General features: G+C 40.7%; 14 protein-coding genes and 1 pseudogene. 6 read left to right on the forward strand and 9 right to left on the reverse strand.

The window, feature by feature from the left end:
- The first annotated feature begins 238 nt into the window (after positions 1 to 238).
- Entirely contained in the window at positions 239 to 460 is a 222-nt protein-coding gene (locus H6G40_RS23095; RefSeq protein WP_008203612.1) for a hypothetical protein, read from the forward strand.
- A 1-nt stretch (position 461) separates the two neighbouring features.
- On the opposite strand, the pseudogene H6G40_RS04255 reads toward H6G40_RS23095, so the two are convergent.
- A pseudogene (locus tag H6G40_RS04255) lies at positions 462 to 653 on the reverse strand (Uma2 family endonuclease); the annotation flags it as partial.
- A 399-nt stretch (positions 654 to 1052) separates the two neighbouring features.
- Positions 1053 to 2309: a histidinol dehydrogenase gene (gene hisD / locus H6G40_RS04260; RefSeq protein WP_002734219.1), complete on the reverse strand. Its 1257-nt coding sequence runs from the start codon at positions 2307 to 2309 to the stop codon at positions 1053 to 1055.
- Positions 2310 to 2607: 298 nt separating this feature from the next.
- Between hisD and accC the strand changes: the two genes are divergently transcribed.
- From accC to H6G40_RS04275, 3 genes are read left to right on the forward strand one after another with little or no spacing between them, the layout of a single operon-like run.
- The gene (gene accC, locus H6G40_RS04265; protein WP_069474404.1) at positions 2608 to 3954 is read left to right on the forward strand and encodes an acetyl-CoA carboxylase biotin carboxylase subunit; all 1347 of its coding nucleotides are present in this window, start codon (positions 2608 to 2610) and stop codon (positions 3952 to 3954) included.
- Positions 3955 to 3997: 43 nt separating this feature from the next.
- On the forward strand, positions 3998 to 4567 hold the full coding sequence (locus tag H6G40_RS04270; protein WP_016514655.1) for a Uma2 family endonuclease: 570 nt from the start codon (positions 3998 to 4000) through the stop codon (positions 4565 to 4567).
- A 26-nt stretch (positions 4568 to 4593) separates the two neighbouring features.
- Positions 4594 to 5169: a Uma2 family endonuclease gene (locus H6G40_RS04275; RefSeq protein ID WP_069474403.1), complete on the forward strand. Its 576-nt coding sequence runs from the start codon at positions 4594 to 4596 to the stop codon at positions 5167 to 5169.
- Positions 5170 to 5246: 77 nt separating this feature from the next.
- Here the strand turns inward: H6G40_RS04275 and H6G40_RS04280 are convergent, their stop codons facing one another.
- Positions 5247 to 5714, reverse strand: coding sequence for a DUF29 domain-containing protein (locus tag H6G40_RS04280; RefSeq protein WP_002732981.1), 468 nt, complete (start codon positions 5712 to 5714; stop codon positions 5247 to 5249).
- A gap of 99 nt (positions 5715 to 5813) precedes the next feature.
- On the reverse strand, positions 5814 to 6413 hold the full coding sequence (locus tag H6G40_RS04285) for a Uma2 family endonuclease (RefSeq protein ID WP_002732928.1): 600 nt from the start codon (positions 6411 to 6413) through the stop codon (positions 5814 to 5816).
- A gap of 187 nt (positions 6414 to 6600) precedes the next feature.
- On the opposite strand from H6G40_RS04285, the gene H6G40_RS04290 reads away from it, so the two are divergent.
- Positions 6601 to 8196, forward strand: a complete 1596-nt coding sequence (locus tag H6G40_RS04290) for an Hsp70 family protein (protein ID WP_069474402.1) — start codon at positions 6601 to 6603, stop codon at positions 8194 to 8196.
- 411 nt (positions 8197 to 8607) lie between these two features.
- Here the strand turns inward: H6G40_RS04290 and H6G40_RS23630 are convergent, their stop codons facing one another.
- Together H6G40_RS23630 and H6G40_RS04295 are read right to left on the reverse strand one after the other, a co-directional pair.
- Positions 8608 to 8739, reverse strand: coding sequence for a hypothetical protein (locus tag H6G40_RS23630; RefSeq protein WP_002731870.1), 132 nt, complete (start codon positions 8737 to 8739; stop codon positions 8608 to 8610).
- A 207-nt stretch (positions 8740 to 8946) separates the two neighbouring features.
- Positions 8947 to 10200 (reverse strand): competence/damage-inducible protein A, encoded by a 1254-nt coding sequence (locus H6G40_RS04295; protein ID WP_002793358.1) that lies wholly within the window; start codon positions 10198 to 10200, stop codon positions 8947 to 8949.
- A gap of 361 nt (positions 10201 to 10561) precedes the next feature.
- Here H6G40_RS04295 and H6G40_RS04300 point away from each other — a divergent pair, with 361 nt between their 5' ends.
- Positions 10562 to 12118, forward strand: a complete 1557-nt coding sequence (locus tag H6G40_RS04300; RefSeq protein ID WP_069474401.1) for an AAA-like domain-containing protein — start codon at positions 10562 to 10564, stop codon at positions 12116 to 12118.
- Between the two features lie 124 nt (positions 12119 to 12242).
- Here the strand turns inward: H6G40_RS04300 and H6G40_RS04305 are convergent, their stop codons facing one another.
- From H6G40_RS04305 to H6G40_RS04315, 3 genes are all read right to left on the reverse strand, one after another.
- Positions 12243 to 12527, reverse strand: coding sequence for a type II toxin-antitoxin system RelE family toxin (locus H6G40_RS04305; protein ID WP_002734303.1), 285 nt, complete (start codon positions 12525 to 12527; stop codon positions 12243 to 12245).
- Positions 12502 to 12729 (reverse strand): hypothetical protein, encoded by a 228-nt coding sequence (locus H6G40_RS04310; RefSeq protein ID WP_002734104.1) that lies wholly within the window; start codon positions 12727 to 12729, stop codon positions 12502 to 12504. Before H6G40_RS04310 ends, H6G40_RS04305 begins: the two co-directional genes overlap by 26 nt.
- A gap of 282 nt (positions 12730 to 13011) precedes the next feature.
- The gene (locus tag H6G40_RS04315; RefSeq protein WP_081330839.1) at positions 13012 to 13506 is read right to left on the reverse strand and encodes a GUN4 domain-containing protein; all 495 of its coding nucleotides are present in this window, start codon (positions 13504 to 13506) and stop codon (positions 13012 to 13014) included.
- Positions 13507 to 13618 lie beyond the last annotated feature (112 nt).

Below are 13618 nucleotides of genomic sequence, written 5' to 3' on the forward strand. Positions count from 1 at the left end.
GATAGTTATCGATGAAAAATCAGGAAAATTCAAATTTCAGTCAGGAAGTGCTGAATTAAACCCCGCTTTAAAAACCTATATTCGTCAGCGCATTATTCCCGCTATCGAAACCATTACCAAAGACAGAGAAATCGACTTTATTCAAGTAATTGGACACACGGACGGACAGGGAATACAAAAGACAAGTAATCTCGATAAAAATATCGAATCGGTTGCCAGCAGAAAACAATCTGTTAAAATGCTAGTACCCGGTTCTAACACTGATTTAGGATTAATGCGAGCTTTAGCAGTAGTGCAAGAAATCGAAAGCACAGGTAAACTCAAAAACGTCAAATTTCGAGCTTTTTCCGCAGGACAGTTATACCTCCCATCGGGTAAATTAGCTGCGGTTAATCGTGACGCAGATGCAAGCAGACGCAGAATTGAAATCCGTTTTATTCCCCCCGGTAAAAAACAATAATTTATTCTATTTCTTCCACGGAATAATTAACCGTTTCTAGGGTGACATCCTCGTATAAATCCCGAAAAGATGCCGTCAGATTAATACTCTGCAAACTAAAACTTTCTTGCTGATAGGTTTGCAGAATCCATAAACCCTGTTCACCCCGTCGAAAAGTTTCCACTCGTTGGTGTTTACTATTCACTAAGAGGTGGTGATTCGGTGGTAGTGATGGAGACTTAAGTACCTAAGCAAAATTAATTACACATTTCGATAAAGCTTTTGCCTCTTGCCTATTGCCTCTTGCCTGTCTTCACTAGGAAATTTATTTTGCATGACTACTTAATCCTTTGCTTTGCTGGGTAAGCAACTCATATAAAGTTGATTTTGTCAAGGATTGTTAAGATGCGGTTACTCTGGTAGATATTGCCATAGACCGGATGAGTTGGGGAGCAATAAATATCTTAATGGTGAGTCTAATTTATGACAAGAGAGTCATCCCAATCTATGGGGAGATATTAGATAAAAAAGGAAGTGGTAATCTCGAAGAACAGCAAGGTAAAAAAATTAAGGATATGGGAATCAAAAAATATGTCACAAGACCATACTTTTTCTAGGTTTTGTCCTGTCCTCGGTACTCTATGCCCTCATCCGTTGCCGTAAAGCCCTCTGCTTGCGCTAATATTTGTAGATTGTGGGCTATGGAGGCGAAGGAATCGGCGGGATATTCGATCAAAGTGGCGGAATCGAGAAAAGTTTCCACTCCCACGGGACAACCTAAATAATCAGCCACCGCTTTTGGAGTAGTAGAACCAAGGAGAATAGTTCCCGATTGTCTCACAGAAGATAGCTTTTCCCAGGGTTCATCGATCATTAAGGATAAATGGGTAGGAGCAAAAAGATTCGATAATTCGATCGCTTTCTCCAATGATTCCACCACCACGATTAAACCATAATGAGCGATCGCTTTTTCCGTTAACAATCTCTGGGGATGTACCTGTAACTGTTTTTGTACTTCTTCCTGTACTATTAAAGCCAAAGCCTTATCCGTCGTCAATAAAATCGCTGCCGCTAGGGAATACTGTTCCGCTTGCGCTAATAGATCTAGGGCCAACTGTCTAGGATTAGCTTGATTATCAGCAATAATAACTAAATCAGAAGTAATAGAGAGATAATCGATTTTTACATGATCAGAAACCAGTTTTTTAGCCAAATTAGTGTAAAAATCACCTATTCCGGCAATCATCTCCACAGGAGCGATCGTTTTTGTCCCGTAGGCTAAAGCGGCGATCGCCTGTGGTCCAGCCACCCGATAAATCTCACTAATACCCACCGATTGGGCTGCCACTAAAATCGCCGGATGGATGCGTAAATCCTCATCGGCGGGGGACACCATGACAATCCGTTTAACCCCCGCTATTTTGGCAGGAATCGCCTGTTGGAGCAATAAACTGAGATAGGCTCGTTTACCATCGGGAACGACAATTCCCACACTGTTAATCGGTTGATAACGTTTCCCTCGAACCGTACCATCCTCAGGAAACTGCACCCAAGCTTTGGGAAGACGCTGACGGTGAAAAGCCTCCATTTTTGCACAGGCAATAGCGATCGCATTTAATAAATCCTGGGACACCTGTTGATAAGCAGCATCGAGTTCCGAGCCACTCACCTTAAGTTGTTGTAGATTAAGGGACTGTTGGTAGAATTTTTCCGTGTAATCCACCAACGAGCGATCGCCAGTAAGTCGCACCTGATCGATAATCTCTCGGACAAGCGATTCTTTTTCCCGAATTTCCGGATCGTCGAATCGTTCCCGAATTCGTCTCAGTTCCGTTCTGGCTGACCATGGCTCTGTGATAATTCGCAACATCGAGCTATTATCCTCTAGGGGCGAAACGAGATTAAAAGGTTTTCACTTCTCACACTCTAGCTTATCGCTTTCAATCTTGACCGGGGAGGGAGACGAAGTCGGTTAATTTAGCCGTCAGGAGTCAGGAGTCAGGAGATAGGAGTCAGGAGATTATTTTTATTTTTTCTCCCCACACCCCACACCCCACACCCCACACCCCGCACCCCACTTCCCCACTTCCCGATTTCCCCAAGGTAACAAAACCAGATATTCTACTAAATAGTCGCCTATCACACCAGCCTGATCTCGTGGTCGTCCAATGCAGTTTGCCAAGATATTAATCGCCAATCGCGGGGAAATCGCCTTAAGAATCCTTCATAGTTGCGAAGAATTGGGCATTAGAACCGTTGCCGTCCACTCTACCATCGATCGCCATGCCCTTCATGTTCAATTGGCCGATGAGAGTGTTTGTATTGGTCCGCCTCCGAGCAGCAAAAGTTACCTAAATATCCCTAATATCATCTCGGCTGCCCTAACACGCAACGCCACGGCCATCCATCCCGGTTACGGTTTTTTGGCAGAAAACGCCCGCTTTGCCGAAATTTGTGCCGATCATCAGTTAACTTTTATCGGTCCGTCTCCCAGTGCTATTCTGGCTATGGGGGATAAATCTACCGCTAAAAAAACCATGCAAAAAGCGGGAGTTCCCACTATCCCCGGCAGTGGTGGTTTAATTACCTCAGAAGCGGAAGCAAAACGTATCGCTGATGACATCGGTTATCCTGTCCTGATTAAAGCCACCGCCGGCGGTGGAGGGCGTGGGATGCGTCTTGTCAAGAGTGCAGATGAACTAGGTAATATGTTAAAAGCCGCCCAAGGAGAAGCAGAAGCGGCTTTTGGCAATTCAGGAGTATATCTAGAAAAATTTATCGAATGTCCCCGACATATCGAGTTTCAGATTTTGGCCGATAGTCACGGTAACGTGATCCATTTAGGAGAAAGAGACTGTTCGATTCAGCGACGACACCAAAAACTGCTAGAAGAGGCACCCAGCACCTTCTTAACGCCCCATTTACGCTCAAAAATGGGTAATGCCGCTGTTAAAGCCGCTAAATCGATTAATTACGTCGGGGTGGGAACTGTGGAATTTTTAGTCGATAAACAGGGCAATTTTTACTTCATGGAAATGAACACCCGTATTCAGGTGGAACACCCCGTCACGGAGATGATCACGGGGATAGACCTGATCCGAGAACAAATTCTGGTGGCACAGGGCGAAAAACTGCAAATTAAGCAAGATCAGGTGATATTTAGAGGGCATTCGATCGAGTGTCGCATTAATGCCGAGGATCCCGATCACAATTTTCGCCCTCACCCCGGCAAAATTAGCGGTTATCTGCCCCCCGGTGGTCCGGGTGTCCGCATGGATTCCCACGTTTACACCGATTACGAAATCCCCCCCTATTACGATTCCCTAATCGGTAAATTAATTGTCTGGGGAGAAAATCGCGAAACTGCGATTAAACGCATGAAACGCGCTCTGCGGGAATGTGCGATCACGGGAGTACCGACAACTATTGATTTCCATCGTAAAATATTGGAAACTCCCGCCTTTTTAGCCGGAGATGTTTATACTAATTTCATCCAGGAACATCTCTTGCCCTAGGGCGTTACCATAAATTTTAGACGAGAGTAGGTTGGGTATAATAATGACAGTAGAAGTTAAATTTAACTCGTTTCAACTCAGCGATGAACAGTTCTTTCAACTTTGTCAGGATAACCGAGATTTACGCTTGGAACGCAACCCAAAAGGAGATTTAATTATTATGCCACCGACTGGAGGAGAAACCAGCAATTCTAACGCTGGAATCACTGCCCAATTATGGTTATGGAATAACCTACATAAATTAGGTGTAGTTTTTGATTCTTCTGGAGGATTTAAACTACCTAACGGGGCCGATCGCTCTCCCGATGCTGCTTGGATACCTTTAGAAAAATGGCAAGCTTTAACCCCGCAACAAAAGGAAAGATTTTTACCTCTATCTCCCGATTTTGTCATTGAATTAATGTCTCCTAGTGACAACATAGAAACCGCTAGGAAAAAAATGCAGGAATATTTAGATAATGGGACTCGTTTGGGTTGGTTAATCAATAGAAAAACTAGAGAAGTAGAAATTTATCGTCAAGGACAGGCAGTAGAAATTTTAACTAATCCAGAGAGTTTATCGGGGGAAAATATTTTATCTCAATTTGTCTTAGAACTTGATAATATTTGGTAATTCTATAATCCTATAAAAGAGAATCTATGATGACAGTAGTAGAAATTAAATTTGAATCTTGGCAACTCAGCGATGAACAGTTTTTTCAACTTTGTCAGGATAACCGAGATTTACGTTTGGAACGCAGCGCCAAAGGAGATTTAATTATTATGCCACCAACCGGAGGAAAAACGGGCAATAGTAACGGTAGAATCACCCAAAAATTATTTAATTGGTCAGATAATAATGGTACGGGTATCGCTTTTGATTCTTCTGGAGGATTTAAACTACCGAATGGGGCCGATCGCTCTCCCGATGCTGCTTGGATACCTTTAGAAAAATGGCAAGCTTTAACCCCGCAACAAAAGGAAAGATTTTTACCTCTATCTCCCGATTTTGTCATTGAATTAATGTCTCCTAGTGATAGCCTAGAAACCGCTAGGAAAAAAATGCAGGAATATTTAGATAATGGGACTCGTTTAGGTTGGTTAATCAATAGAAAAACTAGAGAAGTGGAAATTTATCGTCAAGGACAGGCAGTAAAAATTTTAACTAATCCAGAGAGTTTATCGGGGGAAAGTATTCTGCCAGAATTTAGTTTAAATCTTACTTTGATTTGGTAAATCAGAGGTAGTGATTGCCGTTTAACGCTTGGCTTTGTTAGGCATTGTCTTCATCGATAAAACACCAAACTTTAGTTTTAAGGAAGATAGTCAGAATCAAGGATTTCTGCAAGGGCAAAGGGTGATTCAATTGGGAATAAATCAGCAGAGAGAAGATACTTTCTGACAGTATCTTCTCTGGCTGCTTGGTAACAATCTATCCAGATTTCAGGAATCAATCTTCTCAGACTTGGACTCTCCTTTAATAAGCGTTGAACTTGTCGGCGTTGTTCAACAATTGTGCTGCGCCACCCTTGAGCGTTTGCTTCCTTTTCAGTTAGCCAGTAAGTCAATTTAAGCAAATGTTCGGCAATGACGGTTAAGCGACTTTCTAGTTCTCGTTTTTCACTCCTTCCCATCGTTTCAATTTCTTCGATCAAATTTTCTAAGTCTAATTTTTCAAAACGATGTTCTTTGAGTAAATTAGCGGTTTCTTGTAACCATCGGTAGAAATCTTCTTGATAAAGACTTTTACCTGAGGAAACTAAAGACTTTTCGATGCTCATTTGATGATGACCTAGAAAAAAGAATTCTTAGATAATTTTAAAGCGACTCCCCGATCTCAAAAACATTGGCAGAATATCGCAGGATTACTCCTTAAAACATCAGAGCTTTAAATTTAAGCTAAAATTAGGTAAAACATCTTCACCTGACAAATCAGTGGGATTTTCTAAGATATCTACTTCCTTTCCTTGACGATAAATTTCAACTTGCCGATTCTGGGGATCGATTAACCAGCCTAACCTTGCGCCATTTTCCCTATACTCAAGCAGTTTTTTCTGTAATTTGTCAAGACTATCGGATTCAGAGCGCAATTCCACCACAAAATCGGGACAGAGGGGAATAAATCCTTTTTTCTGCTTAGGGGTTAAAGATTCCCAGCGTTCTCGACTCACCCAAGATAGATCGGGAGAACGAATCGCCCCATTTGGCAGTATAAATCCAGTGGAAGAGTCAAACCCGACTCCTAAAGCTTCATTTTCTTCGCACCAGCGACCCAGTTGAGTCGTTAAGCTAAAATTTCGCTGTCCTGATTCGCCACCTGTCGGGGGATTCACGATTAATTCTCCTTGGGCTGTACGTTCTAATTTTAAGTCCCGGTTGACCTCCGCAAGGGCTTCAAACTGTTCAAGGGTGATAGAGAGAGCGATCGCGCTAGGAATTTCTAAGGAGAGGGTTTCGGGTGAGGTAGTAACTGCTAACATAATCCTTTGATCAGGTGCAACTTATACTATTAAAGATTATTGGTCAAGTTTCTGCACAGAATTCTTTAGCTTGCGCTGAACAAATTCCCGATTTTTTAGGGAAACTTCCACCTCAATCGGGCGGTTTCACTAAATAACAGGTTACAATAGCCAATAATTAACTAAATTTACCTAAAAACTATCGATCGTGTTCTACGCTATTGATTTCGGAACCAGCAATACCGTCATTACTCGTTGGAATGGGGCGACAAATAGGGCCGAAACCGTGAAATTATCGGAGTTATCCCAACAAATAGCCGACAATCCGCCCCTAATTCCCAGTTTACTCTATATTAAATCAGCCAATCCTCTGCAAGTAATTGCTGGTCAAGCAGTGCGCGATCGGGGTTTAGATATCGATCAAGATCCGCGTTTTTTTCGTCGCTTTAAACGAGGTATCGGGGCAAAAATTCAAGGATTTTTACCAGAATTAGAGGAAACTGTCCTCAGTTTCGAGGGGGTTGGTCAATGGTTCCTTGATAGCATCATCGACAACTTAAAAAACACCACCTCGGAAACCCCCCAATCTCTAGTTTTAACCGTCCCCGTTGATAGTTTTGAAAGTTACCGCAATTGGTTAAGTAATGTTTGTCAGGGGTGGGAAATCGAACAAATTCGACTAATTGATGAACCCACGGCCGCCGCTTTGGGTTATGGAAGCACGGGTGATCAGGTAATTTTAGTGGTAGATTTTGGCGGTGGCACCCTCGATCTTTCTTTGGTACAATTAGATTTAGATAATCCTCAAAAAAATCAAGGTTTTATTCTCAAGTGGGGAGAAAAACTTTTAGGCAATAATTCCGCCCAAAAAACTAAACTAGCCAGAGTTTTAGCCAAGGCGGGGATAAATTTAGGGGGGTCAGATATCGATGATTGGATTGTCGATTATTTTGCCCAAAAGCAATCTTTAGCGAAAACTTCCTTGACTACTCGTCTAGCGGAAAGATTAAAAATTAAACTTTCTTCCCAATTAACCGCCGAGGAGGTATATTTTGATCAGGAAAATTTCGAGAGTTACGAGTTAAGCTTAGATCGAGAACAATTGACCGATATTCTCCAACAACAAAACTTTTTTAATCAATTAGATGATTTAATGACGGGAGTTTTGCAACAGGGAAGACGCAATGGAATTGAAGTTAGCGACATCGATGCGGTGTTATTAGTTGGGGGAACTGTACAAATTCCGGCGGTAAAAGATTGGGTGCGACAGTATTTTGATAGTAGTAAAATTAAAGAGGATCGACCCTTTGAAGCGATCGCTTTGGGAGCGTTACAATTAACCCAAGGTTATCAAGTCAAAGATTTTCTCTATCATAGCTACGGCATTCGTTACTGGAATCGTCGCAAAAATGCCCACGCTTGGCATCCAATTATTAACTCTGGACAACCCTATCCCATGGAAAAACCCGTGGAATTAGTCCTAGGTGCTTCCGTGGACAATCAACCCAGCATTGAGTTAATTATCGGCGAATTAGGCACAGAAAGTGGAGCAATGGAGGTTTATTTTGATGGTGATAAATTAATTACTCGTTCCCTGAGTAATGGAGAAACTAGCGTCCAACCCTTAAATGATCGCGAGGGGGCCCGTTCGATCGCTAAACTCGATCCTTTAGGTTTCCGGGGTAAAGATCGCATTAAAGTGCAGTTCTGGATTGATGATCAGTGTTTTCTGCGGATTAATGTGGAAGATTTACTCAGTCAAGAATTGTTACTAAATAATCAAATAGTCACCAAATTAAGCTAGGGTTTACGGCAAAAAGTTGCTCGTGGGGGCAGGGTGTGGGGTGTGGGGTGTGGGGTGTGGGGTTTTACCGATTTTTAGGTAGTCAGTTACCTAATTTTCAGGGAAAAAGTCCAGGGATTTTACCCCGGATCACTCCAATGGTCAACACTTTTTGAGGGAAAAAAGTCTAAAAGCCTTATCTAACAAGGTTTTTAGATTTATTCAGCAAACCCTACCTAATTTTTAGGAAAAAATTACCTGAATTTTACCCCCGCTTACTCCCATATCTGGTACTTTTTGATTTCCAAAAAGTCTAAATTTTAGATTTATTCAGCCTGCTCTAAGCTAGACTTGGCTTCACCTAAAAATCAAGTGCAGACTCATAGTAAGTTTGCACTGATATTATCGCAATATTCTGTTTTACTGGTGGCTTTATCGACTGTGATCGCGCACGGGGATCGGGATTAGTTCGGGTTCGGGTTCGGGTTCCGGACCAAAAACACTCTCGACCAGTTTGCGCGCCCATTCTCTCAATTTTTCTATCACTTCATCTAAATAGTCCATTGACCAAATGGCTCCTTTGAGATACTAGCTATGAGTTTTCGTCGATTGATCCCCGCAACAGCCACGCAAAAGCTTGATTCTAGAGAATTTTAACTAATTTTTATCGTTTGGCTGTTCAATCTGACGAACGGGGGAATCTATATCTTGTACTTATATTAAGCTTAACATAACTTTTTAGTCTGAGTATATATTCTTGGTAATTCTTTTTTAAGATATTGTTAATAAGTTCCGTCGTAGGCGATCGAGGGCGGTATAGGCACTAATCTGGCGAATGGTCAAGCGATCTCGATTTTCTCCGAAACGATGCTCTGATACAGTCACTTTTCCGTCAGGACTGGCTAAACCGATATAAACTAGGCCCACGGGTTTTGTCTCACTGCCTCCTCCTGGTCCAGCAATACCCGTGATACTGATCCCCCAATCGGTAGCGAGGCGTTTTTGCACTCCTAGAGCCATCTGTTGGGCAACAATGGCACTGACAGCCCCGACATTATTTAAATCCTGCTCATTTACGTCTAAGAGGGCAACTTTTACCCGATTATCGTAGGAAATAACCCCACCCCAAAAATAATCGGAACTGCCGGCGATTTGGGTGATAATTTCCCCTAATCCCCCTCCGGTACAGGATTCTGCCACACTCAAAGTTTGTTTTTGTCGCCGCAACAGTTCCCCCACTACCGAGGGTAAAGTATCATCATCGGCCCCAAAATAATCTAATCCGGCGATTTCCTTAATTTCCGTCGCTACCGGTTCAATTACCTGCAAAGCAGCCTGTAAAGAAGGGGCTTTCGTCGCAATTCGCAAACGCACTTCGCCTAAACCAGCATAGGGGGCAACGGTGGGATTAGTCAGAGCGAATAAATGGGCTACTTTTTCCGCTAAAGCTGACTCACCGATACCGCGAAATTTCAGAGAACGACTATAAATCCTCTCTTTGCCCCATCCTTGACTTTTTAGGTAAGGAATGGCCGTTTCTACCCACATTCTCTTCATTTCTGAGGGTACTCCGGGGAAAGTGAGAATAGTTATGTTAGTCTCTGGTTGCCAGATCATGCCGGGGGCGGTTCCGGTCGGATTTGGCAAAAAATCGGCTCCCACGGGTATTAAAGCCTGTTTACTGTTACTAGGAGGCATTTCTCGCCCTAAACTCGTAAATTTAGCCTCGATTTCTGCTAAAATCTCTTTATCTTCTCTAAGGGGCGTTTGGAAAAAATCGGCGATTGTTTCTGTGGTTAAATCGTCGGGAGTAGGTCCCAGTCCCCCGGTAAAAATTAAAATTGAGGAACGTTCTCGGGCAATAGCGATCGCTTTTTTCAGTCTTTCTACATTATCCCCCACCACCGTTTGATAATAATGGGGAATGCCTAATTTTGCCAATTCTAGAGCTAAATATTGGGCGTTAGTATTAACTATATCCCCTAATAATAATTCCGTTCCTACACAAATAATTTCAGCGGCCATAATTTTTGACAATTAGCTTAAGATTTTCAATTTTGATCATTAACTGATCTCCTGTCACCATCGTTCGATCGGGTTTAGGTAACGATGGTCATGGAAGTTAACCATATCAATGCGCTCCCACATTATACCAGTAAGCTATCAACAATCAAAGTCTTGTATATTAAATGCCACTTTTAATAACCAGATTTAGTATCACTACCCATTAGCAAACGTAAAATCAGCCTACCATTCCTCTACATAACAATAATTGATCATAATCAAGCATAACAAGGTATTGCCGATCATCACCTCTTCCTTCCTGCCATGACAAACCCCACCAAAATCATCTAAAATTAAAATGTCCACTAAATAATAAAATTCTATGACTCGCTGGTTTAATATTGCCGGTCCCTGTTCCAACGATATCCACTATATGCTCTCTCCCACAGTACGATTACCAGATTTAGAGGAGCTAATTCAACAACGTAGTTACTTTGTCCTACACGCACCACGACAAACGGGGAAAACCACCGCAATGTTAGCCCTAGCAAAACAACTTACTGCTACAGGAAATTATGCCGCAGTCATGGTATCAGTGGAAGTAGGAAGTGCATTTAATCATGATCCTACTGCCGCAGAATTGGCAATTTTAGGGGCATGGTATAATACAATAAATATTCGTTTACCTAAAGAATTGCAACCACCTGTAAAAGAATGGCAACAGAAAGAAGCAGGAAGCAGAATCAAGGCTTTTTTATCAGATTGGGCAAAAGCTATCAATCGTCCCATAGTATTATTTATAGATGAAATTTACTCTTTACAAGACCAAACATTAATATCAGTTTTACGACAGTTAAGAGATGGTTTTCCTAACCGTCCTGAAAATTTTCCGACCTCAGTAGGATTAATTGGTTTACGAGATGTGCGAGATTATAAAGTAGCATCGGGAGGCAGTGATAGATTAAATACATCTAGTCCTTTTAATATAAAAGTTGCTTCTCTGACTATGCGAAATTTTAATCTTGCAGAAGTGGGAGAATTATATCAACAACATACAGCAGCAACCGGACAAATTTTCACACCAGAAGCAATAGAAACAGCTTATGATTTAACCCAAGGACAACCTTGGTTAGTTAATGCTTTGGCTAAAGAAGTTGTAGAAAAAATGTTAAAAGATAGAAGTATTGCTATTACAAAAGAACACATTTTAATAGCCAAAGAAATATTAATAGCTCGTCAGGATACTCACTTAGATAGTTTAGCAGAACGTTTAAGAGAACCAAGAATTAAAGCCATTATTGAACCGATGTTAGCCGGTTTAGAATTAGGGAATATACCTAATGATGATATTCAATTTGTCATTGATTTGGGATTATGTAAAATGCACCCCTACGGAGGTTTAACTATTGCTAATCCCATTTATCGGGAAGTGTTACCCAGAGTATTAACAGTCACACCAATGGCATCTTTACCAATGATTGCACCGACTTGGTTAACACCAGAAGGGGAGTTAAATCTAGATGCTTTATTAACAGCATTTCTCAAATTTTGGCGACAGCACGGAGAACCGTTATTAGGTAGCACTGGCTATCATGAAATCGCACCGCATATTGTATTAATGGCTTTTTTACATCGTGTGATTAATGGTGGGGGAGTTTTAGAAAGGGAATATGCCATTGGTAGCGACAGAATGGATTTATGTTTACAGTATAAAGATGTAACTTTAGGGATTGAATTAAAAGTATGGCGGGATAAAAAACGCGATCCGCAAGCTGACGGAATTGAACAATTAGAATCTTATTTAGGGCGTTTGGGTTTAGATTTTGGTTGGTTATTTATCTTTGATAGGCGGAAAAATGCTTTACCTATGGAAGAAAGGTTATCAACTGAAGTTGTGGTGACGGAAAATCAATATAGAATTACTGTGATTAGAGCTTGAGTGTTTTAAATGAAGTATTTTTGGAAACAATGCTTTTTTCAAAGATATTTAACGGTGAATTTATAAGGTACGTTGCATTTAATTAACACACCCTACAGGATTGGCTGCTTAATTTTTATTTCAGCTATTCATAAACTTTACTTCTATGGGCGATAAAAATTATCGTTACCAGTTTTAAATCATCATTAATTTCATAAATAACTCTATAGTCACCTACTCGATAACGATAATAACCTGATAACTCACCTTTGAGAGATTTTATATTAGGATGATTACGAGGATTAATTTTTAAACGTTCAAAACATCTATCTAACTTTTTTTGTAAAGTAGCAGAAGCAGATTCAAAAAACTCCCCTGCATCAATACTAATAACAACAGTATAATTAATATTTTCGTTTAAGTTTGTCAACAGTAATCACCTTTCCTTGTTTTACATTTTCTCTAGCATGATCAAAATTTTCTTTAAATCCTACAATCTCTAATAACTCTTGAGTAGCATCATCTTCTCTTGTTGCCAAATATGCTAAAAAATCAACTGCTACGAGTAATTTTTCTGGTGACAGTTGTTCAACATATTTTTGGATTTGTTCACGAAGTTCTAACGTATTCATAGATTATTTTGGTTATTTACCCAATTTGATTATATCTGATTCTGATAAAATTTAGATCCCCGACTTCTGTTATTAATCTTCTGATGTAATAGATAATTTGTAGGGTGTGTTAGCGACAGCGTAACGCACCTCATATTTACTAAATAATTTATTTTATTATGTTTTTAAAAATCTCATTTAATAATAATGGTGCGTTACGTCGCGTATTTAATTTATTTGTATATTTTATAATCTTTTTGCGTTCCTAACGCACCCTACAAACTTAATATTTTCTTGTAACCTTTACAGGTTACAATCTACAAGTCTCGACGCGAGAGAAGACCCAAACGAAAAATCATTCCTAAAAAACCAAAAACCCCAACAATCACATGGGAGTTGGCCTTTAGGTGCTTTCATCTCAAAAGTAATATCAATGTAAGACAACCAGCTTCCTCCTTCTCTCCATCCTACCTTGTCCCCGAACTTTTCCCAGATTTCTCGGTTATATTCTCTCGTTCCCCCTAAACCCTGATAAATGCGTTTCTGAACAGAAAACCCAAATCTACCATTACTGTATTTTACCCACAATTGGTCAATGGTGCGGAGGTCTGCACAGGGAAAATTATCAATGTGTTCATTATCTAACCAACTTTCTTCTTCGAGGTTTGCAACCGCTAACATTACCCTTGCTGTTTCCTCATCCGCTTCTTTCCATTTCCCAGCTTTGAGTAAGTCACGGAGTTTGCTGTAGTCCATTCCTGCATCTGATTTTAATTCTACCTCTCGCTGTAAGCTCATAGTGATATTCCTGTAGATTAATTTTTAAGAAATATACTAGAGACATCCTAACATAGGTTACACTCCACAAGTCTTGATGCGAAAGAGCGGAAAAATCACCATTTTATATTTA

It is taken from the genome of Microcystis viridis FACHB-1342, assembly GCF_014698335.1.
Taxonomy (GTDB): domain Bacteria; phylum Cyanobacteriota; class Cyanobacteriia; order Cyanobacteriales; family Microcystaceae; genus Microcystis; species Microcystis ichthyoblabe_A.